At 72.8% G+C, this 26,312-nt stretch carries 22 protein-coding genes; 12 read left to right on the top strand and 10 right to left on the bottom strand.

All coding sequences use genetic code 11. The annotated features are described in order from the left end of the window. Nucleotides 1-1,563, top strand: a 1,563-nt coding sequence (locus AB0H57_RS29850; RefSeq protein ID WP_357512013.1) for a hypothetical protein, incomplete at its 5' end; no start/stop codon positions are given. Between the two features lie 78 nt (nucleotides 1,564-1,641). Here the strand turns inward: AB0H57_RS29850 and pulA are convergent. From pulA to AB0H57_RS29830, 4 genes are all read right to left on the bottom strand, one after another. After that, nucleotides 1,642-7,140, bottom strand: a complete 5,499-nt coding sequence (gene pulA / locus AB0H57_RS29845) for a pullulanase-type alpha-1,6-glucosidase (protein WP_357512012.1) — start codon at nucleotides 7,138-7,140, stop codon at nucleotides 1,642-1,644. Between the two features lie 210 nt (nucleotides 7,141-7,350). Continuing rightward, nucleotides 7,351-7,608, bottom strand: coding sequence for a hypothetical protein (locus tag AB0H57_RS29840; protein ID WP_357512011.1), 258 nt, complete (start codon nucleotides 7,606-7,608; stop codon nucleotides 7,351-7,353). 25 nt (nucleotides 7,609-7,633) lie between these two features. Beyond that, entirely contained in the window at nucleotides 7,634-8,476 is an 843-nt protein-coding gene (locus AB0H57_RS29835; protein WP_357512010.1) for an ABC transporter permease subunit, read from the bottom strand. Beyond that, nucleotides 8,473-9,426 carry an ABC transporter ATP-binding protein gene (locus AB0H57_RS29830; RefSeq protein WP_357512009.1) on the bottom strand — a complete coding sequence of 318 codons (954 nt, stop codon included), beginning with the start codon at nucleotides 9,424-9,426 and terminating at the stop codon, nucleotides 8,473-8,475. Before AB0H57_RS29830 ends, AB0H57_RS29835 begins: the two co-directional genes overlap by 4 nt. Nucleotides 9,427-9,873: 447 nt before the next feature. Between AB0H57_RS29830 and AB0H57_RS29825 the strand changes: the two genes are divergently transcribed. From AB0H57_RS29825 to AB0H57_RS29785, 9 genes are all read left to right on the top strand, one after another. Beyond that, on the top strand, nucleotides 9,874-12,018 hold the full coding sequence (locus AB0H57_RS29825) for a TOMM precursor leader peptide-binding protein (RefSeq protein ID WP_357512008.1): 2,145 nt from the start codon (nucleotides 9,874-9,876) through the stop codon (nucleotides 12,016-12,018). Between the two features lie 53 nt (nucleotides 12,019-12,071). After that, the gene (locus AB0H57_RS29820) at nucleotides 12,072-12,254 is read left to right on the top strand and encodes a hypothetical protein (RefSeq protein WP_357512007.1); all 183 of its coding nucleotides are present in this window, start codon (nucleotides 12,072-12,074) and stop codon (nucleotides 12,252-12,254) included. Between the two features lie 187 nt (nucleotides 12,255-12,441). Then, the gene (locus AB0H57_RS29815) at nucleotides 12,442-12,660 is read left to right on the top strand and encodes a thiazolylpeptide-type bacteriocin (RefSeq protein WP_357512006.1); all 219 of its coding nucleotides are present in this window, start codon (nucleotides 12,442-12,444) and stop codon (nucleotides 12,658-12,660) included. Beyond that, entirely contained in the window at nucleotides 12,554-12,916 is a 363-nt protein-coding gene (locus AB0H57_RS29810; RefSeq protein ID WP_357512005.1) for a thiazolylpeptide-type bacteriocin, read from the top strand. Before AB0H57_RS29815 ends, AB0H57_RS29810 begins: the two co-directional genes overlap by 107 nt. 98 nt (nucleotides 12,917-13,014) lie before the next feature. After that, nucleotides 13,015-14,979: a TOMM precursor leader peptide-binding protein gene (locus AB0H57_RS29805; protein WP_357512004.1), complete on the top strand. Its 1,965-nt coding sequence runs from the start codon at nucleotides 13,015-13,017 to the stop codon at nucleotides 14,977-14,979. Between the two features lie 9 nt (nucleotides 14,980-14,988). Next, on the top strand, nucleotides 14,989-16,623 hold the full coding sequence (locus AB0H57_RS29800) for a SagB family peptide dehydrogenase (protein ID WP_357512003.1): 1,635 nt from the start codon (nucleotides 14,989-14,991) through the stop codon (nucleotides 16,621-16,623). Between the two features lie 41 nt (nucleotides 16,624-16,664). After that, the gene (locus tag AB0H57_RS29795; RefSeq protein ID WP_357512002.1) at nucleotides 16,665-19,421 is read left to right on the top strand and encodes a lantibiotic dehydratase; all 2,757 of its coding nucleotides are present in this window, start codon (nucleotides 16,665-16,667) and stop codon (nucleotides 19,419-19,421) included. Then, a complete protein-coding gene (locus AB0H57_RS29790) occupies nucleotides 19,418-20,500 on the top strand; it encodes a thiopeptide-type bacteriocin biosynthesis protein (protein WP_357512001.1) in 1,083 nt (360 codons plus the stop codon). Before AB0H57_RS29795 ends, AB0H57_RS29790 begins: the two co-directional genes overlap by 4 nt. Further along, entirely contained in the window at nucleotides 20,497-21,756 is a 1,260-nt protein-coding gene (locus tag AB0H57_RS29785) for a M50 family metallopeptidase (protein ID WP_357512000.1), read from the top strand. The genes AB0H57_RS29790 and AB0H57_RS29785 overlap by 4 nt, the downstream gene beginning before the upstream one ends. Nucleotides 21,757-21,769: 13 nt before the next feature. Here AB0H57_RS29785 and AB0H57_RS29780 read toward each other — a convergent pair whose 3' ends face one another. From AB0H57_RS29780 to AB0H57_RS29755, 6 genes are all read right to left on the bottom strand, one after another. After that, the gene (locus AB0H57_RS29780; RefSeq protein WP_357511999.1) at nucleotides 21,770-21,922 is read right to left on the bottom strand and encodes a hypothetical protein; all 153 of its coding nucleotides are present in this window, start codon (nucleotides 21,920-21,922) and stop codon (nucleotides 21,770-21,772) included. Nucleotides 21,923-22,036: 114 nt separating this feature from the next. Further along, a complete protein-coding gene (locus tag AB0H57_RS29775) occupies nucleotides 22,037-22,750 on the bottom strand; it encodes a cellulose binding domain-containing protein (protein WP_357511998.1) in 714 nt (237 codons plus the stop codon). Nucleotides 22,751-22,807: 57 nt separating this feature from the next. Then, a complete protein-coding gene (locus AB0H57_RS29770; RefSeq protein ID WP_357511997.1) occupies nucleotides 22,808-23,458 on the bottom strand; it encodes a hypothetical protein in 651 nt (216 codons plus the stop codon). 192 nt (nucleotides 23,459-23,650) lie between these two features. Further along, nucleotides 23,651-24,055, bottom strand: coding sequence for a hypothetical protein (locus AB0H57_RS29765; RefSeq protein WP_357511996.1), 405 nt, complete (start codon nucleotides 24,053-24,055; stop codon nucleotides 23,651-23,653). A gap of 13 nt (nucleotides 24,056-24,068) precedes the next feature. Beyond that, a complete protein-coding gene (locus AB0H57_RS29760; RefSeq protein WP_357511995.1) occupies nucleotides 24,069-24,455 on the bottom strand; it encodes a hypothetical protein in 387 nt (128 codons plus the stop codon). 37 nt (nucleotides 24,456-24,492) lie between these two features. Next, the gene (locus tag AB0H57_RS29755) at nucleotides 24,493-25,152 is read right to left on the bottom strand and encodes a hypothetical protein (protein WP_357511994.1); all 660 of its coding nucleotides are present in this window, start codon (nucleotides 25,150-25,152) and stop codon (nucleotides 24,493-24,495) included. Between the two features lie 42 nt (nucleotides 25,153-25,194). Between AB0H57_RS29755 and AB0H57_RS29750 the strand changes: the two genes are divergently transcribed. After that, nucleotides 25,195-25,356, top strand: coding sequence for a hypothetical protein (locus tag AB0H57_RS29750; protein ID WP_357512014.1), 162 nt, complete (start codon nucleotides 25,195-25,197; stop codon nucleotides 25,354-25,356). Between the two features lie 681 nt (nucleotides 25,357-26,037). After that, a partial coding sequence (locus AB0H57_RS29745) for a C39 family peptidase (protein ID WP_357511993.1) occupies nucleotides 26,038-26,312 on the top strand: 275 nt, incomplete at its 3' end.

The following is a 26,312-nucleotide window of genomic DNA, read 5'->3' as shown; positions in this document are numbered from 1 at the left end:
GGCGACCTGACCCTGAAGGACCTCACCGTCGCCGACGGCAACGCCGCCGAATTCAAGTACGGCGGACCCCCGCCCGGCGCACCCGGGCTCCAGGCTCCCGCGGGCGTCCCGGAAGCGGCCCTGGTTCCGCAGGCCGCGGTGGCCGCCGCGCCGGGCGCTCCGGTCGGGGCCGGCGCTCCGGTCATGCCGGTGCTGGACGGGGCGGACGGCGGCTCGCCCTCGTACCCGAAGCCGCCCAGCAAGGAGGGCGAGGGCGACGGTGGCGCGCTGCTGGTCGAGCGGGGCGGTAGCGCCCACCTGAAGGAGGTCAAGCTCAAGCGCAACAACGCCGAGAACAACGGTGGCGCGATCGCCAACTTCGGCCGCGTCGACATCGACGACAGCAAGATCGAGGACAACCACGCCCGGAAGAACGGTGGCGGCATCTTCAACGTCGGCATCCTCAAGGTCAAGGACTCGCGGATCTCCGACAACACCGCCGGCGAGAACGGCGGCGGTGTCGCCAACGGCAAGGGCAAGGGCGAGCACGGGAAGGACAGCTACCCGCTCGTCCAGGGCAAGGACGAGGCCGGCAGCGTCGAGATCGTCAACACCGAGATCGAGGACAACCAGGCCGGCAAGAACGGCGGTGGCGTGTTCAGCTCCGGTGGCTTCGTCAAGATCGAGGGCAGCAAGGACGAGCACGGCAAGTTCGAAGAGAACAAGGACGAGAAGGGCAAGCACGAAGAGAACAAGGACGAGAACCGCAAGGACGAGAACAAGGACGAGAAGGGCAAGCACGAAGAGAACAAGGACGAGAACCGCAAGGAAGAGAACAAGGACGAGAACCGCAAGGAAGAGAACAAGGACGAGAAGGGCAAGCACGAAGAGAACAAGGACGAGAAGGGCAAGGACGAGAACAAGGGCGGCTACGGCGGCGGGGCGGCCGCGGACAGCGACCGCGACCGCGAAGGCGACCGCGACGGCAAGTTCGTCGTCCGCGCGGTGATCAAGGGCAACACCGCCTGCGAGAGCGGCGGTGGCGTCTACGCCAGCAACACCGACCTCGTCCTCACCCACGTCATCGTGGTGAAGAACCACGCCGACAAGGACGGCGGCGGCGTCGTCAACACCGGCGGGGAGAAGAAGAAGGAAGCCCTGTACGGCGGCGAGAAGGAGGAGCAGCGGGCGACCGCCACCATCTCCGAGAGCGCCATCGTCGAGAACACCGCCGGACGCTTCGGCGGCGGCATCTTCAACGGCGAGAAGGGCCTGGAGAAGGTCGAGGACGGCTACCAGGAGTGGGTGGAGGGCAAGGGTGACAGCGCCTTCCTCACCCTCCGGGAGACCGTGGTCAAGGGCAACACCGCGCTCAACGGCGGCGGCATCTTCAACAACGAGGGCACCGTCCACCTGACCGACAGCAAGGTCATCGAGAACACGGCCACCGACCCGTCCAAGCAGCACCGGATCGCCGGCGGCATCCTCAACCACAAGGGCAAGGTCCGGCTCGACGAAAAGTCGATCGTGGCCGACAACGACCCGACCAACTGCGCCGGCACCGTGAAGGAATGCTTCAACTGACGCCACGCGCAACCAACTGATCCACCCGGCGTCCGGCCCCCTGTCACCTCGGTGGCAGGGGGCCGGACCGTTGCGGGGTCAGCTCTGCACGAAGACCGCGACGCTACGCCCCGGCACGGTGAACGTGCCGCTGGTCCGGTCGAACGAGGACGACCGCAACGCCTCGTCGGCCGAGGTACGCAGCACCGGGTGCAGCGCCACGTTCGCCCCACGCAGCCCGCTGACCTGCTGCTTCGTCGCCTTCGGGGTGGCGTTGAAGACCACGGTCAGCGACTTCCACGTCCCGCCGAGCCCGCGGGCGTCGAGGGTCATGGTGAGCACGCCCGGCGTCTCCGCCGCCCCGGAGAGCGGGAAGGCGACCCGCTGCTGCACCTGGTCGGCGGTGGCCAGGCCGAAGACCGGCGAGGACTGGCGGACCCGCAGCAGTTCCGCGTACCGGGCGTCGGCCAGGTCGATCGCGGCGCAGTCCGGCACCAGCTTCGGATCGGCCAGCAGCGGCTTGGCGTACGGCCACTTGTCCTGGTTGTCCTGCGCCGGCGGGAGGCCGGCGCCGAACCCGTTGCCCCGGGCACAGTCCCAGCGGATCTGGTTGAACCAGTCCCCCGAGTTGTACGAGTTGCGGTCCAGCGACTTCGAGCGCAGCCGCTCGGAGCCGGTGGTGACGAATCCGGCGCCCTGGCCGAGCGCGGTGGTGGCCAGCGCCAGCACCTGCATCCGGGCCCGGTCCGCCGCGGTGGTGCCCTGCGGGAGCTTGTACGCCAGCGCGTCGTACAGGATCTCGTTGTCGTGCGCGTCGACGTACGTGATCGCCTCGCCCGGCGCGGCGGTGTAGCCGGCCGGCGAGCCGTTGTAGTCCACCTGGGCGCCGGTGACCTGCCTGCCGGCCGAGTCGGTGAACCGGTAGCCGCGCAGGTTGCCGGCCAGCCCGACCTTGATCAGGTCGTGCTGGTGCAGCAGCCGGGCCTTCTGTTCGGCGGCCGAGCCGTTCACCGGGTCCCCGTTGGGGTCGCTGAACAGGCCGGAGGCGAAGCCCTGGAGCCGCGGGTTGGCGTCGAACGGGCCGCCGCCGCGCACCGCGTCGCGGAGCCGGTCGTTGAAGGTGCCGATCCCGGTGCCGGCCAGGTTGGCCTGGGTGGCCTGCACGAACCGGGCGTCGTTGGCGACCTCGCCGAAGTTCCAGCCCTCGCCGTAGAGCAGGATCTTCTTCCCGTCCACGCCGTCGCGGGCGAGCGTCAGCGTGTCCAGCGCGGCCCGCACGGCCAGGATGTTCGCCTTCGGGTGGTGGCCCATCAGGTCGAACCGGAAGCCGTCCACCTTGTACTGCTTGGCCCAGGTGACCAGCGAGTCCACCACCAGCTTGCCCATCATGGCGTGTTCCGGGGCGGTGTTGGCGCAGCAGGTCGAGTTGGCGACCGTGCCGTCCTCCAGCAGCCGGTGGTAGTAGCCCGGCACCACCTGGTCCAGCACCGACTTCGGGTCGGTGCCGGCGGCCGAGGTGTGGTTGTAGACCACGTCCATCACCACCCGCAGGCCGGCCTGGTTCACCCCGGCGACCATCTGCCGGAACTCGGCGGTCCGCTGCGCCCCGGCCGGGTCGACGGCGTAGCCGCCCTCCGGCACCGTGTAGTGCAGCGGGTCGTAGCCCCAGTTGTAGCCGTCGGTCTCGGCCACCGCCGCGAGGCACTTCTGCTGCTCGTCCGAGTCCGGCGGCAGCTTGGCCAGGTCACACGCGGGCTGCCGCTGGTCGGCGCGCCGCTCCGGGATGGTGGCGAAGTCGAACGCCGGCAGCAGGTGCAGGTAGTTCACCCCCGCGTCGCCGAGCGACCTGAGGTGCCTCATCCCCGCCGTGCCCGGGTCGGTGAAGGCGAGGAAGGTGCCCCGCCGCTGCGCCGGCACGGTGTCGTCGGCGATCGAGAAGTCCCGCACCGACAGCTCGGAGATCTGCACCTGCGCGGCGGGCGGGGCGGCCGGCTTGCGCAGCGCCGCCCAGCCGGCCGGGGCCAGCGCCGGGTCGGCCAGGTCGACGATCTGGCTGTGCGTCGAGTTCGGCGCCAGCGCCACCGAGTACGGGTCGGTCACCGAAGCGGTGACCAGCTTCTGCGCGGCGGGTTGCCACGCCTGCACCTGGTACCGGTAGTACCTGCCGGCCCAGTCGCGGCTGCCGCGCACCGACCAGACGCCGGTGCGGTCGTCCCGGCTCATCGCCACCGTGCGCGGCTGCGCCGTGGGCGAGTCGAACAGCTGCAACGCCACGTTGCGCGCGGTCGGCGCCCACACCGCCAGGGTGGGCACCTTGCCGGCGAAGGTCGCGCCGAGCTTCGCGTCGGTGGCGGCGCGGTAGACGTCGTCCAGCACGCCCGGAACCTGCACCCCGGTCGCGCCGAGCAGCGCGCCCTCGGCGTCGCGCTCCGTGACCACCAGCTGGCCGCGCAGCGCCGCCGGTACCTTGCCGAGGTCGGCCCGGTCCAGCGTGAACGTCTGGTACGCCCACAGGTGCGGGAAGGCCGCGCGCTGGGCCTCGGTGAGCCCGTTGCGCTGCGCCCGCAACGGCAACCGGGTGTACGTCCCGGACAGCTCCCCGTCGGCGACGGTCAGGCCACCGGTCGGGGCGAGGGCCAGCTCGTACCGCTTGCCGTCGGTGGGCCCGGTCTGCCAGGCGATGGTGGACCGGTCGATCCAGTGCGCCTTCTGCCTGGTGACGTCCAGGTCCTTCGCCACCCCGCTGGTCGCCGGCGGCAGCAGCCGGCCCTTGACCCCGGCCAGCAGCCACACCTCGCGGCCGGCGGAGGCGAAGTCGAGCCGCTGATCGTCGGGCTGATCCTTCTCGTCTCCCTTGTGCACGATGTAGTTCAGCCCGGTCGCCCCGGCGGTCAGCGGCACCCGGAACACGGCGCCGAAAGAGTCGATCCGCTCCGGCTTGAGCGGGCTGGACCAGTCGGTCGGGTTGGCGGCGCCGTCCCACAGGTGCAGGCCCCAGCCGTCGTAGTTGCCGTCGGCCTTGCGCCAGTGGATGACCGCGGTGCCCTCCTCGGCCGCCGGGTCGGGCTCGCCGGTGGCCGCCTGCCGGGTCGGGTAGGTGTTCGGGTCGCCCTGCTTGACCCAGACCGCGCCGGTCTGCGTCACGTCGATGGTGCGGTCGTTGCCGACGTCCTTGTTCCCGTCCTTGTCGACCACCAGGAAGCCGATGGACTTCGCGCCCGGCTTCAGCTTCACCCAGGCGAACCGGCCGAAAGAGTCCTCGCCGGCGAACGGCTGCCCCTTGGGCCACTCGGTGGCGTACGCGGGATCGATGTCGCCCCAGGCGTAGAGGCCCCAGTCGTCGTACCCGCCGGCCGGGCGCTGGTAGTGCACCACCGCCCAGTCCCGCGCGGCGCCCTGCTCGGGGGTGCCCACCACGCCGCTGGACCGGGTGCTGGCGGTCCGGCCCTTGCCGTCGCGGACCACCGCCTTGTACTCCACCCGGGTGCCGCCGGGCAGGCCGGCCAGGTCGTGGTGCACGGTGTAGGGCGCGGCGTCGGCGCGGCCGAGCAGTGTCCACTTGCCACCCGCCGGGCGGGCCGCGAGGGTCACCGTGGACAGCGGGTCGCCGGTCACCTGGGCGGTGACGGTGGCCTTGGTGGCGACCGGGGCGTCTCCGGGGGAGGTGAGGGTGATCCGGGGCGCGGCCCCGGCCGGCGGGATCGCCCGGGCGGCCCGGAGCACCACGGCGGACATCGCCGGCACGGTCACCGAGAGCTTGCCGTCCGCCCCGGCGGTGGCGGCGGTGGCGGCGCCGTACACGCCGGTGAACGCGGTGCCGGTCGACCAGGTGTCCACGGTGACAGTCTGCGCGCTGTCGGCGTTGTTCACCGCGGCCACGTACTCGATCCGGTCCTTCGGCAGGATCCGGGAGAAGGCGAAGACGCCGGGGCCGTCGGCGGCGTACCGGGTGATCTGGACGCCGTCGCGCAGCGCCGGGTGGGCCTGTCGCAGTCTGCCCAGCTCGGCGATGCCGCGGTAGAGCGGGTGCGCGGTGTCGTACTGGTCGCTGGTGTGGGTACGGGTGGTGCCGATCAGGTCGTCGTCGAGGTAGTCGGGCGTCTGGGAGGCGAACATGTCCTGCCGGGCGTCCTTGTCGCCGCCGGGGCCGGTGAAGCCCTGCTCGTCACCGGAGTAGACGACCGGCTGGCCGCGGGTGAGGAACATCAGCTGGTGGGCGAGGGTGTCGCGGCGCAGCTGGGCGGCGTCGTCCCCGCCGGCCGCGGCGACGAACGAGCCGATCCGGCCCATGTCGTGGTTGCCGAGGAAGGTGGTCAGCCGGCGGGCGTCGGTGTTGCGGGCGGCGTAGAGCGGGTCCTTGGCGTACACGTCGGCCAGGGCCTGGGCCGAGCCGTTCGCGGCGGTGTAGCCCCGCGCGGCCTCCTGGAAGGAGAAGTCCAGCGTGGCGGGCAGCCCGCCCCGGCGCACGTACGTGGACTGGATCTCCTGGTCGGCGCTGTAGACCTCGCCGAACATGAAGAAGTCCTTCTTGCCGGCCTGCTCCGCGGCGCGCTGGATGCCCCGGCTGAACTGGGGCCAGAAGTCGAGGTTGGTGTGCTTGACGGTGTCCAGACGGAAGCCGTCGACGCCGGTGCTGCCGATCCAGTCCCCGTAGACCTTGGTCATGCCGCGCACCACCTCGGGGCGCTCGGTCCACAGGTCGTCCAGGCCGAAGAAGTCGCCGTACTCGCTGTTCTCGCCGGCGAAGGTCGAGTCGCCGCGGTTGTGGTACATGGTGACGTCGTTCAGCCAGCCCGGCACCTTGACCTTCGCGTCGCCGGGAGAGTCGAAGACCGGGGTGTACGGGAACGAGGTCCGGTCGACGTCCGGGAAGTCGCGGCTGCCGTCGGCGTAGTTGCGGTCCTCGAAGGCCCGCCCCCGCGCGTCGGTGTACGGCGAGGTCTGCTTGTCGATGTACGCGTACTTGTCCTCGGCGTACTTGATGACGTCGGCGGTGTGGTTGACGATGACGTCGAGGTAGACCTTGATGCCCCGCTGGTGCGCCAGCTTGACCAGCTTCTTGAGCTCCGCGTTGCTGCCGAAGTGCGGGTCGACCTGGGTGAAGTCGGTGATCCAGTAGCCGTGGTAGCCGGCGGAGACGTCGCTGCCGGTGCCCTGCACCGGCCGGTTCTTGAAGATCGGGGCGAGCCAGATGGCGGTGGTGCCGAGGCCCTGGACGTAGTCCAGCTTGTCGATCAGGCCCTTGAGGTCGCCACCGTGGTAGAAGCCCTTGTCCTTCGGGTCGAGGCCGGTGCTCAGCCGGTCCCCGGTGAGGCCGCCGCGGTCGTTGCGCGGGTCGCCGTTGGCGAACCGGTCCGGCAGTACGAAGTAGAACTGCTCGGCCCGGGCGCTGTTGTCGCTGGCCCGCAGCAGCAGCTCGGGGCTGGGCTCAATGGACCACTGGGCGGCACCGGTCGCGGCCAGCGGGTCGGTGACGGCGGTCCGCGCGGCGGCGTCGGCCCCGACCTGGTTCATGGCGACGGGGGCGCCGACGACGGCGAGGCTGAGGGCGGTGCTGAGGGCGAGCAACGCCTTGCGGGTGATCGGCGGGGGTTTCATCGACGGCCTTCCTGCTGGTCGTGATTCGCCCGCACGCTAGCTCTTGCCGAAACATTCTGCAATAGCTTGCAAACAGAGTCGAAATATTGCGGTCCACTGCAACCACCTGCGGCCCCGTCGGCCGGCCAACCCCGCCACACCGGCCGCGAACGGCGCTGGGCCCGCACCATTGCAGCCGGAGGGTGCGGGCCCGGGAACCCGCCGAATCGATCAGCTGTTGCCGTGGCGCCGCTCGACGTCGGTCGCGTGACGCTCCTTGAAGTCCAGGTAGGTCTCGTTGGCCAGCTCGATCTCGCGCAGGTGCGCCGCCAGCTCGGCCCGCCGCACGTCCGCCTCGGCCCGGGCCCGGGCCAGCGCCAGCTCGTGCCGGCGGTCCCGGTACCGGCCCCAGCCGCGCACGCCGGCCCAGACGATCCAGCCGCCACTGGCCGCCAGGCCGGTCACCAGGAAGGCGAGCAGGAACTCCATCGGCGGCACCCTCTCTCCGAGTCGCTCAGTTGACGTCCCGTCGCACCGCGAGCCAGGTGCCGAGGCCGACCAGCACGAGCACGTACAGGATCAGCACGATAGCCGGCAGCCACGGACCGGACGACTCGATCACGCCCGGGGTGCCACCCTCGAACTGGGAGCGGGCCCCGAGCGCACCGGCCAGCGAGCCGGCACTGGGCGCGAGCAACACCTTCTGCACCAGGCCCAGGGGCTTGAGCACCAGGGCGAGGCCGCCGACCGCGTTCTCGACGAGCAGAGTCCACACCAGCCCGACGGCGATCGCGGTGGCGGCCCCGCGGAACGCGATCGCCAGGAAGTACCCGAGACTCGCGTACGCCGCGCAGATCAACCAGCCCGCCGCCAGCGCACCGAGCAGGTCCCCGGCGGGTGGCCAGTCCGATCCGCGGCCCTCGACCAGGGCCAGCACCGAGGTGACCACACCGAGCGCGGCGAAGGTGCCCAGCACCAGGAGCAGGGTGAGGGCGCCGAGGGCAGCGGCGTGCCCGAGCATCACCTGGGCCCGCCGGGGCCGCTGGGTGAAGATCAGATTGAGCGTGCCCCAGCGGTACTCGTTGCCCACCACCAGCGCGCCGAGGATCACCACCATCGCGCCCCCGAAGAGCGGGAAGAGCGCGATCCCGGTGGGCACCACCCGCTCCGGCAGCACGCTGGTCAGCAGGGTGTCCGCCGCCTCCGCCTGCGCCGGGTCGCCGGAGAGGGCCAGGTGCACGACGTACGGGATGCCGATCCCGAACGCGATGGCGAGGACCGTCCAGGTGGCCGCGACGGTCCACACGGCGGGCCGCTTGCGGTCGGCGAACCAGGCCGCCCGTATCGAGGCGATCATTTCTCCTCCTCCCCCGGGTCCGTCGGCTCGCCGCCGGCCGGCCGCCGACCCCCGGTCAGCTCCAGGAACGCCTCCTCCAGGGAGTGGCGCACCGGCCGCAGCTCCCGGACGTCGACGCCCGCCTCGACGAGTCGCCGGTTCAACTCCGCCGCGAGGTCGGGGTCGGCGGTCACCCGCAACTGCCCGTCGACGACGTCCACCCGGCGTACCCGGGCGTCGTCGCGCAGGCAGGCGGCCGCCTTGTCCACCGGGTCGGCGACGACGACCAGCATCCCGGTGCCGAGCCGGGCTCGCAGCTCGTCCGGGGTGCCGGTGGCCACCAGCCGTCCCTTGTCGATGACCGCGATGCGGTCACAGACCTGCTCGACCTCCACGAGCACGTGGCTGGAGAGCAGGACCGTGTGACCGCGCCGGCCGAGGGTGCGCAGCAGTTCCCGCATCTCCGACACGCCGGCCGGGTCGAGGCCGTTGGTCGGTTCATCGAGGATGAGCAGCTTCGGCTGCTTCAGCAGCGCCGCCGCCACGCCGAGCCGTTGCTTCATCCCGAGCGAGTACTCCCGGAATCGCGACCGGGCCCGACCGCTGAGGCCGACCTCGGTGAGCGCACGCTCGACCACGTCTTCAGAATTTCCGGAGTATCGGGCGGCAAGCCGAAGATTGTCCCGTCCCGACAGGTGCGGATAGAAGGCCGGCGACTCGATGAGTGCGCCGACGGCCGACAACTGTTCGGGCACGCCCGGCGGACGGCCCAGCACCCGCACCCGCCCAGCGCTGGGCCGGACCAGCCCGACGAGCATCCGCATGCTGGTGGTCTTGCCCGCGCCGTTCGGGCCGAGGAACCCGAAGACCTCTCCCTCCCGGACGCGGAGATCGAGGTCGGCAACTGCGGTGACACCGCCCGGGTAACGCTTTGTCACCCCGTCCATCTCGATGGCGAAATCATTGCTCATCAGCAATTACCAGAGGTTCCTGGAACCCGCGGGTCAACCATTTCAACCAACGTTCGCGGCACGTTAACCATCGCTCACCTCGGCTCGTCCGTTAATGCCACCGCAATCAGTCAGGGGTGGAATCAGCATCGGCGAAAAACAGTGCACGGAAAACCCGCCAGCCTGCCCGGCACACCGTGACCGCGCCCGCCGACGGCGCCAACCCGCCGCCGGGTCACGCCACGGCCAGCCTTGTGACCTGCGGCAAGCCGATCGACGCCCACAGGCTAGCCGAGCGCGATCAGCTTCGGAAGTGCGAGATTTCGCGGTTTCCCTGCGCCCCAGGTCAGGCCACCCAAACCCGTAGCAGACCAGCGCCGTCAGAAACAAGACGTTGACCATCGTGAACTGCTTGTGCACCATGGGGAGCACTTTCATCCGGCCACAGTGGATGGCATAGGAGCGCCGATGGACCTGCAACAGGACGCTGACCGGATCCTGGATATGCGCCCCAAACTGCGTCACGATGTGGTGTTTCTGGACGCACCGGCCGGGGCGTACCTGCGGGGTCCCGATTCGGCGTTTCTCATCAGGGGCCGTACCGCGTTCCGCTGGCTGACCAGCCTGAGCCCGTACCTGGACGGGGGGCACACCCTCGCCCAGCTCTGCACCGGCCTGGCGGAGGGGCAGCGACGGACGGTGGTCAGCCTGGTCCGCGCCCTCGTCGACCGGGGATTCGCCAAGGACGCCCAGGGTCGCGGCGAACTGGCCGAACCGGTGGCTCGCCGCTTCGCCACCCAGATCGAGTTCGTCGACCACTTCGCCGACGACGCGGCCCGTCGATTCCAGCGCTTCCACACCACCCGGGTCGCCCTGGGCGGCCGGGGCGAGACCCTGCGCGCGGCCGTCGCCGGGCTGCTCCGCAACGGCTGCGTCGAGCTGGACGTGCACCCCGACGACGCCCCGGAGGCGTACCGCGACGCGTTCCAGGCCGAGGTGACCGAACTGCGCGCCGAGGGGGTCGACGCCGAGGTCCGCGTCCATTCCGGACCCCTGGACCCCGCCGCCGCGGACGCCCTCCTGTACTGCACCGACGCGACCGGCCTGGGCCGGCTGCACGAGCTGGCCCGGGTCGCCCAGCGCGGCGGCCCACCCCTGGTGCCGGTCTACTGGGACGCCGACCGGGCGGTGCTCGGCCCCGTCGTCACCGCCGGGCAGAGCCCCTGCTGGCTCTGCGCCCAGCTCCGGCTCACCGAGTCCGCCGGGCCGGCGACCGGCGCGTCGTTCTGGCGGCAGCTGGCCCTCGGGCCCGAGGTCGCCACGCCCACCGTCCTGCCGGAGGTGACCGCGCGGATGCTCGGCAACGCCGCCGCCTTCGAGCTGTTCCGGGTCCGCACCGGGGCGCTCCCGCCGGACACCGGCGCCGGGGTGGTGCTGCTCGATCCCGCCACCCTGGAATCGGCCCGGGAACGGGTGCTGCCCCATCCGGCGTGCCCGGTCTGCCGGGACACCGAGGTCGCCGCGCCGGCCGACGACCCGGCCGACGACGAGGAAACCTACCGCCGGGCCGAGGCGCTCGTCTCCGAACACACCGGGGTCTTCACCCGGTTCGTCGACGACCCGCTGGAGCAGGCTCCGCTGAAGACCGCCCGGCTGCGGATACCGGGCCCCGGTGGGCCGCGGGAGGTCACCGCGTTCGCCGTGGACACCGTGATGAACGCCCGGCTCAACGCCTACCGGACCGCCGTACGCGATCACGTGGCCCGGCACGCCGCCCCGCCCGGCGCGATCACCGGCACCGCGTCGGAGCTGCGCGAGCAGGGCCTGCACCCGGTGCCCTGGGGCGAGCTGGACGGCGCCGGCGGGACCGCGCCCGACGGCCCGGACCGAGCTGTCGACTGGTTGCCCGCGACCGTCCTCGCCGATGGCACGACCGTCCACGTCCCGGCTGCCCTGGCGCTGCCCAGGTCCGGGGCGAACGCCCACGGCCACGCCGAGCGCACCACGGCCGGGGCCGCCGTCGGCGCCACCCGCGCCGAGCTGATCGACCGGGGACTGGCGGGCGCGTTGGCCTACCGGGCACTGACCAGCGCGCTGCGGGGCCGCAGCGCCCTGGTGCGTCTCAGCGAGGACGAGCTGGTCGCCGACGACGAGACGGCGCTGGTGATCAAGGCCGCGCACCGCTTCGGTCGGCCGATCGAGGCCTTCACGCTGCTCGGGGCCGCGCCGGCGCACGCCGTCCTCGCCCTGGCCGGGGCGCCGGACGACGCTGCGCCGATGTGGACCCTGGCCGCCGACCTCGACCCCACCGCCGCCCGACTCGCTGCGACCCGGGACCTGGTCGGCCTGATCCAGGTGCGGCACTTCGAGGACACCGGCGCCGATCTCGGGGATCCCCTCCTGCTCGGCCTCGACCCGGCGACGATTGCCGGCGTCGCCGGTACCGGCCCGGGCCCCGCCCCCGCCCCGACCGACCGGGCGGCGGTCCTCGCCGAGCTGACCACCCGGGGCGTCGATGCGCTCCTGGTCGAGACCACCACGCGCGACATCCGGGCCAGCGGGGCCTTCCACAGCGGCGTCGTGCTGTTGTGGGACCGGCCCGCGGCGCAATGAACCACCACCTGGTGGACCGGACGAGGAATCTGACCGGAGGGAGGTGACAGAACATGCCGATCACTTTGCACAACGAGCTCCGCGAGCTGGAGACCGAGACCTTCGAGATCGAGGAGGTCGAGGACGGCGGCGAAGCGCTGGCCGCGACCAGCTCGAGCTGCTCCTGCTCCAGCTGCTGCTCCTGCAGCACGTCCAGCTGCTGTAGCACCAGTACCAGCACCTCGAGCTGCGGCTGACGGTGCCGGAGGTCGACCCCGACGCTGACGCCCGCCCAGTCCGTCCCCGGATCAACCCGCGACACGCCACCGGCACGCCCGTCGGCCCGCCGACCGGCGAGCGCCCCGCACGCCCTCGTCCCGCTCGACGGTGGAGTGGAGCACCTGGGAACGACTGGCATCCCCCCGTGGCTCAAGGAGAGGCCCCATGGCACCGAACCCGTCCGCACCCGACGCCCTACCGGAGGCCGTTCGCAGCGAGCTGCGCAACCTCCGGACGGAGACCTTCGAGGTCGAGGACATCGCGGACCTGTCCGCCGATGTCATGGACATCTGCAGCAGCAGCACCAGCACGTCCAGCTGTTCCAGTTGCAGCACGTCCAGTTGTTGCAGCTGCACCTCGTCGAGTTGCAGCAGCACGAGCTAGGCCCAGGGCATCCGGGGACGCCCGTCCGCGGTGCCGCACCCGCCCGCCGACGAGAGGAGGTGTGAACAGAATGCCGGAACTCGCTGAGGAACTCCGCGCCCTGGAGACCGAGACCTTCGAGATCGAGGACGTCGATGCGATCGACGCGATGGTAATGGACTGGTCCAGCTCGAGCTGCTCCTGCTCCAGCTGCTGCTCCTGCAGCACATCCAGCTGCTGCAGCAGCAGCACCAGCACCGGTTGTGGCGGCGGCTGATCCCGTCACCGTCCCCGCCGGCGTTGCCACGTCGGCGGGGATCCCACCTTCCCCGACCCGCCGCGCCGCCGCGCCGGCCGCCACCCCAGGTGAGGAAGATGATCGTCGACGTCAGGACCACCTCCACCGGGTGGGACACCAGCCTCAAGCAGCTCGGCGAGGCCCTGCACCAACGGCTGCACGACCCGGCCCGCCGGCCGGCGGCCCAGGGCGCCCGGCCGGCCGGCGTGACCGTCCGCCTCGGCGCGCTCGGCCTGACCGACGCGAGCCGCGAACCGGCCGACCTACCCCACGGCGGCGTCCTCCCGATCTGGTTGCACGGCGCGACCGCGCTGGTCGGCCCGCTGTGGTCCGGCACCGGCCCGGGCGCGACCCGCCCGGGGCCCTGCCCGCTCTGCGTGCAGCGCCGCTGGCAGGCCATCCGGGTACGGGAGGAGCGGCACGCCCTGGAGCACGCCGCCCCGGTCGCCGTCGCCGGACCGCTGCCCCACCTGACCTCGTTCGCGGTGGACTCGATCTGGGCACTCCTCCTCCTCGCCTGCACCCCGGCCGACACCCGCCCCGGCATCGGACGACTCCACCAACTGCGGATGGACACCCTCGACACGACGGTGGTGGAGGTGATGGCCGACTCCGAGTGCCCCGCCTGCGCGGTCGTCCCGCCGGACACCGCCGAGCGGGCGGTGATCGAGCTGACCAGCCGCCCGAAGCCGGATCCCACGACGTACCGGTTGCGCTCCGCCGGCCAGCTGAACCTGCCGGTCGCCGCACTGGCCAACCCGGTCGCCGGGACCCTCGGCGGCAACGCGCTACGCGCCTACAACGCCAACTCGACCGCCCCGGTCACCGGCTACTTCCGGGTACGCAGCCGCTACGACCTCCACGAGATGTGGTGGAGCGGGCACGCCAACAGCTACGGCACCAGCGAGACGTACGCGCTGTTGGAAGGGCTGGAGCGGTACGCCGGGCAGTTCCCCCGGGCCCGGCGCACCGACGTCTTCGACAGCTACGCCAACCTCGGCCCGGACGCCATGGACCCCGCCGGGCTGGGCTACCACCCGGCCTTCTACCACGGCCACGGGCTCTACTACGCCCCGTACTCCCCGACGGAGCCGATGCACTGGGTGTGGGGCTACTCGCTGCGTGACCGGCGGCCCCGGCTCGTGCCCGAACAGCTCGTCTACTACCTGGACCGGCGCGAGCAACAGCGCAAGTTCGTCCAGGAGTGCTCCAACGGCTGCGCCAGCGGCAGCTCGCCCGAGGAGGCGCTGCTGCACGGCATGCTCGAACTCGTCGAGCGGGACGCCTTCCTGCTGGCCTGGTACGCCTCGTCCCGGCTGGCCGAGATCGACCCGGCCACCTGCCGGGACGAGAAGGTGCACTTCATGCTCGACCGGGTCGGCCTGCTCGGGTACGACATCCGGCTCTTCGACACCCGCGCCGACCTGCCCGTCCCGGTGGTGACCGCGGTGGCGGTCAAGCGCGACGGCGGCCCCGGTCAACTCTGCTTCGCCGCCGGGGCGAGCCTCGACCCCGACGACGCGGTCCGGGCAGCCGTCTGCGAGACCGCCTCCTATGTACCCGGCTTCGACGAGCGGGTCGAGGCGAGCCTGCCGGAGCTGCGGGAGATGACCCGCGACTACACGAAGGTCACCGAGCTGAGCCACCACGCGTTGCTCTACGGCCTGCCGGAGATGACGCGGCACGCGGCGTTCCTCTTCGACGACCCGCCCAAGCAGTCGATGGACGACCGGTACGCCGACTGGCTCGCGGCCCGGCCCGCGCACGACGACCTGACCGCCGACACCGAGTACCTGGCCGGCCTGATCGCCGGGCTGGGCGGCGACGTGCTCGCCGTCGACCAGACCTGCCCGGAGCAGGAGATCGCCGGGGTGCACACGATGGCCCTGGTCGCCCCCGCGCTGATCCCGATCGACTTCGGCTGGCAGCGGCAGCGGGTGCTGCACAGCCGGCGGCTGGAGCGGCACCTCGCCCGCGGCCGGCAGGGACCGGACCGGCTCGGCGCCACCGCCCGCAACCCCCACCCGCACCCCTTCCCCTAGGAGCACGTCATGCAGTCCGAGGCCGTCGCGGTCGTCCGGGAGTACACCGAGGCGGTGTTCCGCCGGGCGCGGGTGCCGATGGAACCGCTCGACTTCGAGGTGGACTGGCTCGACCAGCCCTCCCGGCACGTGTCGTACCCGGGCACGCCCCGGGTGCCGCTCACCGCGGCCACGCCGGAACTGGCCAGCCTGGGTGCCCTGCTGACCGGGGCGAACCTGCCACCGGCCGAGGGCTGGTCGCTGGACTCGCTGGCCACCCTGCTGCGCCTGTCGTACGGCGTGCTGGATCGGCGGATGACGGTGAACTGGAACCAGGACGCCGGCAAGCGGGCGCACTTCGAGCACGCGGTCTGGGGGCGCGGCACCGCCTCCGGCGGCGGCATGTACCCGGTCGAGCTCTATCTGGTCGCCGGGGCGTCGGGGCCGCTGCTGCCCGGCGTGTACCACTACCACACCGGGCAGCACCTGCTTGAACGGCTGCTGGTCGGGGACGTCTCCGGCACGGTGCGCGCGGCGCTGGGCGACTCCACCGGCGACGGCGCCGACAGCTTCCTGCTGGCCAGCATCAAGTTCTGGAAGAACTCGTTCAAGTACAACAGCTTCTGCTACCACGTGGTCACCCAGGATCTCGGCGCGCTGCTCGGCTCGTGGGACCTGCTGGCCCCGGCGCTCGGCGCGCGGCTGTGCCGGCTGCTCTGCTTCGACCCGGTGCCCCTGGACGACCTGCTGGCCTTCGAGCGCGACGAGCAGAGCGTCTTCGCGGTGGCGCCGGTGCACTGGGCGGGCAGCGCACCTGCCGGCGACCCGGCGGCCGGGTCCGTCGCCATCCCGGCCACCGGGTCGCCAGCACCGGTGCGGGTCCGGCCCGCCGCCTTCGAACGATCCCGCCGGTTGATCGAGTTCCCGCAGGTCGTCGCCGTGCACCGGGCGGCGGCGACGGTGACCGCCCCCGCACCGCGCCGGCTCACCGGCGCCGGGCCGGTGGATCTTCCCGGCGACCCGATCACGCTGCCCGCCGGCGGGCCGGACCGGCTGGACAGCCCGCTGTCGGCGGTGCTGGCCACCCGGAACAGCAGCTTCGGCCGGTTCCGCCGGCCGCCGGAGCTGACCGCGGCCGAACTCGGCGCCACGCTCGCCTTCGCCGCCGCCGGGAGCCACTATCCCGCCGACGTCAAGCTTCCCGACGGCGGCCCCGCGCTGACCCGGTTGTGGGTCTTCGTCAACCACGTGGACGGCCTCGCCGCCGGCGGGTACGCGTACTGCCCGCGCCGGCACGCCCTGCTGCCCGCCGCGGCCGAACCCGACGGCGGCATGCCGGCGTTCCTGCAACAGCAGTACTTCCTGACCAACTACACGATGGGGCAGGTCGGCGCGGTGCTGGCGATCTCCGGCCGGCCGGACGCCGTGCTGGACGTCCTCGGCCCGCGCGGCTACCGCGTGCTGAACGCCGAGGTCGGCACGCTCGCCCAGCGGGCGTACCTGGCGGCCACCGCGCAGCGGCTCGGCTGCGGGGCGGTGCTCGGCTTCGACAACGTCGCCATGAACACCGCGCTCGGGCTGGACGGCACCGACGAACGGACGGTGCTCTTCCTGCTCCTCGGCCGGCACCCCGAGGCCACCGCCGACCTGGCGTACCGGCTGTGACGCCTCCGACCAGCAGTGACGCGCCGACGAAGGAGACAGCCGTGACGGTGACCCTGCCCACCCCCTCGGCCAGCCCGGTGTCCTGGCGGATGCCCGAGGTGTTCATGCTGCGCACCGCGGGACTGCCGATCGAGGTCGCCGACCGGCTCGCCTTCGACCGGACCGCCGGCTGGGCGCGGCGGGTCCTCGACCGTGAGGACCGGCTCCGCGCCGCCGGCCGGGACCTGGCCGACGCCCTCGGCGCGGCGGTCGCCGACAACCTCGACGACGACGCGCTGCGGCGCAAGCTGATCCGGCTGCGCCGCGACGTGTTCAACCTGCGCCGGCCCCACCCGGCCGACCCGGCGGCCTGGCCCGCCGACCGGCTCGGCGCGCACACCCACGCCCGGCTCGCCGGGTGGCTGGCCGACTGGGGCGCGTACCGGGCCGAGTTGGCCGAGGGCGCGGCGCTGCTCGACACCGAACTGCGCGAGCGCCGGGGCCTGCTGCGCGAGCTGGCCCTCGACCCGGACCTGCGCGGCGGCATCCTGCTCGCCTCCCCCTCGCTGGACCAGTACCTGCCGGGCTACCTCGCGGCCGGTGCCACGCTCGGCAAGCGGGCCCGCCGGGCGGAGCGTTCCCTGCTCGAGTACGCCTTCCGCACCGCCTGCAAGACCAGCCCGTTCAGTCGCCTCACCACAGTCAACGTCGGGACCTTCACCGACGCCACCGGCGGCCTGCTCGACGTCGACCCGGTGCCGGGCGCCCCGAAACACGGCACCGCCCGGCTCAACCTGGCCGCCATCGGCCGGCTCTCGGCGATCGTCCTGGCCGACGAGTCGCTGCGCGCCGACCTCCCGGTCACCGTCACCACCGGCTGGCGCATCGAGCACGGCCGGCTGCGCTACCTGCGCCGCCGCCGCACCGCCTCCGAGGACGGCGACGCGGCGATCACCCTGGAGTCCATCCACGAGTCGCTGTTCGTGCTGCCCACCGGGCGGATGCTGCAGGACATCCTGACCGCGCTGGGCGGCGGGCGGGTGGCCCGGCTGGCCGATCTCGTCACCGAGTTGGCGGTCGACGGCCGGCCCGCCGACGAGGTCGCCCAGTACCTGCACCACCTGCTCCGGGTCGGTCTGCTGATGGTGCCGAACCTGCACCTCGACATCCACGCCGACGACCCGGTCGACGGCTACCGGGCCGCGCTCCGGGCCGTCGACCGCGGCTGGGCCGACAAGCTGGCGACCCGGGTCGACGCGGCCAACCGCCTCGCCGCCGGCTACTGCGGGCACGACGTGGCGGGCCGGCGCGACGCCCTCGGCGCCATCCGCGACGAACTCGCCGCGGCCCACGCCGAGCTGGGCCGCCCCGACATCCCGGTCCCCCGCACCCTGCTCTACGAGGATGCCGCCCTGCGCACCCGGACACCGGTCACCGCCGACCGGAGCCGCTGGGAACGGGAGGCGCTGCCCGGCCTGCGGGCGCTGGCGAGGATCATGCCGGTCTTCGACGTCAACCTACCCCGCCGGTTGGCCGCCAAGGGCTTCTTCCGCGCCCGGTACGGCGACGGGGGGCGCTGCGAGGACCTGCTCACCTTCGCCCACGAGTTCCAGCAGGACTTCTTCGAGCACTACACCGGGCGGCTGATGCGCCGCCGCGCGTTCGACGCCGACAACCGCTACCTGCGGCAGGAGAACTGGTTCCGGCAGCCGGAGATCACCGCCCTGGACGACGCCCGGCTGGAGGTGGCCCGGCGGATGAACGAGGCGTACGCGGCCCTGCCGCCGGACGCCGAGGAACTCGTTCTCGACGACGCGTTCATGACCGAGGTGGCGGCGCTGGTGCCGCAGACCCTCGGGGTGCTCGACCCGCGCTCGTTCTTCCTCCAGATCGCCGAGCGGGACGGGCGCAGCCGGCTGGTGGTCAACCGGGTCTACTCCGGGATGACGCTGCTCTTCTCCCGGTTCGCGCACCTGTTCGGCGAGGAGGGCCTGGCCGACCGGCTCCGCGCCGAACTGACCCGGCTCGCGCCGCCCGGCGCGGTGCTGGCCGAGCTCACGGGCGGGTACGACGCGACCAACCTCAACCTGCACCCGGCGGTCACCCCGTACGAACTGGTCTGCCCGGGTGAGATCAGCTTCCGCCCGGCGGCCGAGCAGATCCACATGGACGACCTGCGCGTCGAGCACGACCCGGACGCCGACCGACTGCTGCTGCGCTCGCGCCGGCTCGACGCCGAGGTGATCCCCGTCTATCTCGGCTTCCTGCTGCCCATGGCGCTGCCCGAGGTGCAGCAGGTGCTGCTCACCTTCGCGTACCTGGGGATGGCCCAACCGGACCTGTGGGCCGGCACCTCGGTTCCGCTGCCCGGCACCGGCATGGTCGGCTACCCCCGGATCAGCCACGGCGACCTGGTGCTGCAACGACGGATGTGGAAGCTGCACCCGGGCTTCCTGCCGGCCGGCCGCACCCCCGACCGGAGCGAGGCCGACTGGTTCCTGGGCTGGCAACGCTGGCGGCGGGAGAACGGGCTGCCCCGGCGGGTCTTCGCCACCCCCGAGGGCAGCCGGCTCACCCCGGCGGCCGAGGACGCCCCACCGGCCGGCCGGCCGGATCACAAGCCCCTCTACGTCGACTTCGACAGCCTGTTCTCCGTGCGGTTGCTGGACGCCACCGCCCGGGCCGCGGGCAGCCGGCTGGTGCTCACCGAGATGCTGCCCGACCGGGACGAGCAGGTGCTGCACGGTCCCGCCGGCACGTACGTCACCGAACTGACCGTCGAGCTCAACGGCGTACGAGCCGGAAAGGTGGAGCAGTGACCGTCTTCCCGTCCCCGACCGACCACGGCTGGCTCAGCGTGCACGTCTTCTATGCCAGCAACGCCAACCCGATGCTGGTCGAGGGGGTCCGGCCGCTGGTCGACGAGTTACGCGCCGACGGCCTGATCAGCCGGTACTTCTTCATCAAGTACTGGATGGAAGGTCCGCACGTACGGCTGCGGGTGCTGCCCGCCCCGGGCGTCGACCCGGCACTGGTCCGGGCCCGGCTGGACGCGGCGATCAGCGCGTTCCTGCGCCGCCGGCCGGCACTGTACGAGGTGGACGCGGAGGGCCTCGGCGACCTGTACAAGCAGATGTTCCTCGCCGAGTACGGCCAAGAGCGTTGGAGCGCCGAGTACGGTGCCGACGGCACCATGCCGATGCGGGCCAACAACAGCGCCCACCACATCCCCTACGAGCGGGAGTACGGCCGCTACGGCGGCCCGGCCGGCATCGACCTGGCGGAGTGGCACTTCGAGCACTCCAGCGACGTGGTGCTGGACCTGCTCGCCACCACCAACGTGCACGTCCGGCCGGTGCTGCTGGGCCTCTCCACCCAGCTCACCACGATGATGTGCGCGGCGTTCCTGGCCGACGACCGGCACATCGCCGGCTTCCTCGACGAGTACCGCAGGTTCTGGGAGGTCTCCTACCAGGAGCCCAGCGACGACTACCACGACAGCTTCGCCCGCAGTTACCACAAGATGGACGCCGCCCTGCGGGAGCGGCTCGCCGGCATCCGCGCCGCCGCCCGGGACCAGGGCGTCCGGGTGACCGGGGTGGAGGGCCGCTGGCTGGCCCACTGCCGGGAACTGCGCGACCGGGTGGTGGCCGCCGCCGACCGGGGCGAGCTGGTCTTCCAGCGCGGCGGCGGCGAGCCGACCGTGGTCAGCGACCGCGACGCCGCGATGTCCATCCTGCTCAGCTCCTACGTGCACATGACCAACAACCGGCTCGGGGTGAGCATCCTCGACGAGATCTACCTGTCGTACCTGATCCGCAGCGCGCTCCTGGACGACGTGGCGCCCGGCGACGCCGCGGCACCCGGCGGCCAGCTCGCCCCGGCCGGTTCGCGATGACCACCGCCGAGGAGACCTGGACGCGGCCCCGGTTGCGCCCCGGGGTGCTGCTCGGCCCCGGGCAGTGGCGCGGCGAAAAGCTCGTCCACCACGTGAAGGACCCGCAGACCGGCTGGTACTACCGGGTCGGCCCGCGGGAGTACTTCCTGCTGACCCGGATGGACGGCACCCGTACCCTCGACGAGCTGGCGGCCGAGTACGCCGAGGTCTTCCGGCGCCGGCTCGGACCGGAGAGCTGGCAGCAACTCTTCGCGATGCTGCACCGCCGGCAGTTGCTCGACGGCGCGACCGACCCGGCGGAGCTGGCCCGGCTCACCGCCACCGCCGCCGAGAACGCGGCCCGGCACAAGCGCGGGCCGCTGTCCGCGCGGCTGCCGTTGCTGGACCCGGAACGGCTGTTCAGCCGGCTGCTGCCCGCGCTGCGGCCGGTGTTCAGCTGGTGGTTCGTGCTGCCCGCGCTGGCCGCGGTGCTCGCCCTGGCCGGGTACGTGGCACTGCACCTGCCGGAACTGATCGGCGTGGTCGGCGGCGGCCACCGGCCGCTGGTCGCGGTGCTCGCCGCCGTCGTCATCACCTGGACCATCGTCTTCCTGCACGAGTGCGCACACGGGCTGACCTGCCGGCACTTCGGTGGCCGGGTCACCGAGATCGGGGTGATGTGGCGGTTCCCGATGCTCGCGCCGTACTGCAAGGTGGATGACGTGGTGCTCTTCTCCCCGCGTCGGCGGGTGGCGACCGCCTTCGCCGGGGTCTTCGTGAGCATGCTGGCGCTGCTGCCGTTCGCCGCGATCTGGATCTGGGGCCCGCCGAGTGGCGTGCCGCACGACCTGTCCGGCACGATCCTGCTCTTCGGCACCGTCACCGCCGCCGTCAACCTGGTGCCGTTCCTGCGGCTCGACGGCTACTACATGCTCAGCCACGCGCTGAACCTGGTCGACCTGCGCGCCGACTCGTACCGGTTCTACGGGCGGCTGCTGCGGGGCGGGCCGGGTGCGGTCGCCGGCTACCGCACCCGCGACCGGGTGGTGTACGGGAGCTACGGGCTGGCCTCACTGCTGTTCGGGCTGACCCTGCTGGTGCTGTTGGTGCGGTTCTGGTACGTCTCTCTGGCCACCTGGGTCGGTCCGTTCTGGGCGATCACCATCCTGGCGGCGGAGGCGGTGCTGGTGGCCGCCGCCCTCGGCTGGCTGCACCGCCGACGTACCCGAGCCGGCGCCCACCCGGCCAGCCCAGCGGGCGTCGCCGCGGCCGGCTGAGCGGGCCCGAGGGTCAGCCGGAGGCGCACGGCGACACGTTGACCACGCAGCTCGTCGGCTGGTCACCCGTGCCGGTGCGGTGGAAGCGCACGGTCACCGTGCTCCCCTGCCCGGCGGTCAGCTCGCCGACGCCGCCCAGCACGAAGGAGCCGCCGCGGTGGCCCACCCGACGGTGCCGGGACAGGGGAAGGTGTCGACGCCGGCGGGGAGGCGGTCGGCTTCGGTGGACCGGCCGAAGGGTGGGTCGGCGACGGTGGCCTGCTGACCGGTGCCGGGACCGTCAGCGGATCTGCGGCTCGGCGCAGGGAGTGCCATTGGTGGTGCATCCGCTCGGGCGGGTGCCGGTGCCGCTGCGCTCGAGGTGGAACCGCAACGGCACCGACGCTCCCGGGGACAGGTCCACTCCGCTGGTGAAGGTCCAGGTGTCTCCGGACCTGCTCACCCCGCCCTGCGGCGCGCCCTCGATCCAGGCGGTGACCAGGCGCGCGGACGGGAAGGTCAGCCGCACCGTCCAGCCCTGCGCCCGACCCGAGGCGTTGCTGACCAGCACCTCGCCGATGAAGCCGCCGTCGAACCGGTCGACCACCCGGTAGCTCCCGGTGACGGTCGGCGGCGGTGACGGCGGGGGCGGTGACGGCGGCGGCGCCGACGACGGTACGGGCGGCGGTCCGGCGCCGGGGCCGGCGGTCCCCCCGCTGGCGGTCGGCACGGCCGGGGCGGTGGTCGGCGCCGGCAGCGCGGTCGACCGCGGCGAGAGCCGGGGCCGCACCGGCGGGGGCGGCCCCGCGGTGTCGCCGGCCGACGACGGGGGCAGCTCGGGCAGGGACATGGTCGCCTCCGGCGGCGCCGGCAACGCGTCGCTGGCCGGGGTCCTCGCCCGGTACGCGCCGAGCGCGACGACGAGCAGCACCACCATGACCGCGACACCGAGGGCCACCAGTACCCACGGCGAGGAGCTGACGACCCTGGCGGTGCCCGACCGCAGGCGACGCATCCCGGACATATCCCTCCCTCAGTGCCCCCGCGCGCCCACGGGCGAGCCGGACGCCCGTCAGCCGATCGTGCAGGCGGTGCCGTCCACCGTGCACCGGCCCGGCCGGTCACCCGCGCCGTTGCGCAGGAAGCGGACGGTCACCGTGGTGCTCTGCCCCGCGGCGAGGGCGCTGGTGCCACGCAGCAGGTACGCGCCGCCGCTGGCGGTCACCGAGATGCCCGGCGACAGTGCGGTGGCGCTCTTGACGTTGCCGGCGAAGGCCAGCTCGACCTGCCATTGCTGGGCCTGATCGGAGCCGTTGTCCAGGCGCAGTTGGGCGTCGAACGAGCCGCGGTCGGTGCCGACCACCTGGTAGCGGGCGGTCAGCGCCCCCGACGACCCGGCGGCGCCGAGCACCACCGGCGCCTCGGCCGACGCCGACGGTCGCACCGCCGACGGCGACGTGGTCGTCGGACTCGACGCGGCCGACGGGGACGGGCTGGCCTGCGCTGAGGGGGTCACCACCGGCTCCGCCACCGCCTCGTCGCGCCCGGCCGGGCTGGGCGAGGCGGAGGCGCTCGGCGGCAGCGTAGGCAGGTACAGCGGCGGGGCGGGCGGCGGCGCGGCCCGGTGCTCCGGCGGGCGGAACGACAGCATCGCGAACACCAGCAGCGTCGCGAGCAGGCCGGCGCCCACCAGCACCACCAGCCACGGCACGGAGGTCAACACGGCCGGTGCGGATCGCGGCCCCGGCCGCGTGGCCATCCGGTCGTTCATGAGGTCCCCCCTCGTCGGAGCCGACGCGCCAGCGTAGCCAGCGGGGACGGCGGGGCCCAGCCACCCCAGCAGGAACGGACCGTCCGGTGGGGACGGCGCCGAAAAGGGCTGGCCGGGTGCGCCGGTTCGGGTGCCCGCCACCGGTCAACCCGGCCGGTCGCCGAACACCCTGCGCCACAGCAGGAGCGTCGCGCCGACAGCGTACAGCGAGATCGCGAGGAGGGCGCCGAGCACGAGGTAGGCGACCCAGTTGTCGCCGGCACAAGTCAGCAGGACCACCGAAGCGGCGGCGACCAGGCCGAACCCCAGCAGGACGAGCGCGCCCCGCAGCCGCGGGTGGGGCGCGCCGGGCACCGGCGGCGCGACGCCGGCCGCCGGGTCCGAGGCGCGACGCAGCCGGCGTACGGCCAGCGCGCCGGTAACGGCACCGGCCAGGCAGATCACCGCGGTCAGCCAGGAACGGGCGAGCGCGGACACGACCACTCCGGCGACGCAGGCGGCGGTCAGCATCAGCCGGTACCAGAGCCGCCCCTCGTCCCGCCCGGACACCCGCGTCGACCCGTCAGGCTCGCACGACGGTGCAGATGAGCGGGCCCTCCGCGGTGGTGCGCAGCAGGTACCGGTAGCGCTCCCCCGGCACCGCCCGGCCCTGGCTGTCCAGGAACTCCCACTCCACGGCGACCATGGTCAGCGCCCCGGACATCGGCTGGACGTCCTCGATCAGGGCGTGCGCGGCGACCAGCTCACGTTCCTGGTAGTCGGGGGCGGCGCCCACGAAGGACAGTGCCACCGCCGCCGGCGAGGCGAACGAGAAGCTGTACGAGTCGGCGACCACCAGCCCCGGCAGCGCGTAGCAGCCGGCCACGGCGGCCACGTCCCCGGTGGTCAGGGCCACACCGTACCGGTCGAAGAACTCGGTCAGCGTGTCGAGATCGCTGGAAGCCTTCACGGCGCAGACAATTGCCGCGACCGGCGGCCGGCAAACCTCAGCGGGGCGGAATCCGCACCTGAATCTCGGCGCCGAGCTGGGCGTTCCCGGCGAGTCCCAGGTCGTCGCCGCTCCAGAACCGGCCGGGGTCGTACCAGTTGGGCCGGCGCCCGGCGGGCAGCAACCCCATCGCCTCGTAGGTCACCGCCACCACCTCGGCGCAGTACGCCGTCTCCAGCGCCCGCTCCGGCACGACGCCGGAGCGTTGTCGCCCGGGGGGCCTCGGCAGGCGTACCGCCGGGACGCGGCCACGCAGCCAGCGCCAGGCGAGCTGGCTGGTGGACGGAAAGGGGGTGCCGTCGAGGCGGGCGATGGTCCGCAGCACCGCCTGCTCCATCTCCGCGCCGGCCGGCGGTTCCAGCTGGCGCAGCCAGGCCCGCTGGCCGTACCGGTTGGCCCAGACACAGACCGCGTCCCGCAGGTCGTGCAGCTGCACGCCGCGCTGATGGGTGCCCGACCACATGTCCGGCAGCGACCGGCCCAGCTCCGCGTGCCACATCAGCGGTGGCATGTCGTCCAGCACGACAGCCATGCCGACGTGGTTGACCGGGCTGTTCGTGGTGAACTGGATGGCCCGGTCGGGGGCGCTGCGCCCGCGGAACACCCACACGTCCCCGGTGCGGGTCAGCTCGACCGCCTCGTCCAGGCTGATGCTCACTCCGTCGCCTCACGCACGCTCATGAACGATTACCCTAAGCCGATGCGGCAACGGATGCGGTGGTGGAAGGTTCTCGGGCTGGCCGGGTTGGCGGGGGTGGCGGCCTCCGGTGTGGTCATCGCCCGCGCCGAGCGGCGCCGCCGCGCATACACCCCGGAGGAGATCCGGGCCCGCCTGCGCGACCGGCACGCGCAGGCCGACTGACCCACCGTTCAACGTGGAGGGCCAGCGGGCCCTCCTGCCCGGCCTGCTGGCCGGCATCGACGCGTTCCTCGAGCGGGCCGCGCGGGCGGGGCGACCGGTACGGGTGATCGAGGTGCCGGACGGCCGGCACGGCTTCGGCGCCCTGGACCAGACCGAACAGTCCCGGGAAGCGGCCCGGGTCGCCCGGGGATGCTGGTCGACCTGCTCCGCGCGGCGTAACCGACCCGCCGGCCCTCCCGCGCCGGTTTGCCCGATTTCAACCGGCCACTCTCCCCGCGCTCGCCCCGGCCTCACCTCACCGCACCCCTCCCCCGCATCGTTGATCATGGAGTTGGCCCGGGGGGAAATGTCCGGTTCGATGCCGTCAACTCCGTGATCAACGCAACGGGGCGGGGGGTGGTGGGCGGGGGTGTCGGGTTTGGGGGCCGGTGTCCGTGGCCGGGGTCACCGTGGGGATGGAATCGGTGCGGGGCCGGGGGCGTTGAACATGGTTCGACCGGGCGGGCACCCCGCCCCCGGCCCCCACCCCCCGGGGAATGGGCCGCCGCCGGTCGTCGTTACATCCCCGGGCCACCCGAGCAGGTCACCACCGCTGATCGCCGGGCCGCCCACCCCCAAGACTTCCGCGGCACCCCACCCCCTGAAGGGCTGCCGCGCACCCCCGAAACAGAGGAGTCGCACATGCGTACCGATCTGATCCGCAACAGCGCCCTGACCATCGCCGGCATCGCCGCCACCGCCGGCGGCATCGCCGGCCCCGCCATCGCCGCGCAGGCCACCCCCGCCGAGAAGGCCACCCAGGCCACCACCCACCGCGCCAACGGCGAGCGGGAACTGGGCGTGCGCTACGAGGCGCAGCCCAACTTCTACTACTGCGGCCCCGCCGCCACCCGCAACGCCCTGTCCGTGCAGGGCAAGAACATCGACGTCGACGCCATGGCCAAGGAAATGGGCAC

Source organism: Micromonospora sp. NPDC050686 (assembly GCF_040654475.1).
Taxonomy (GTDB): domain Bacteria; phylum Actinomycetota; class Actinomycetes; order Mycobacteriales; family Micromonosporaceae; genus Micromonospora.
The sequence above is the reverse complement of the archived record's forward strand: the minus strand, read 5'-3'. Positions and strand labels throughout refer to the sequence as shown.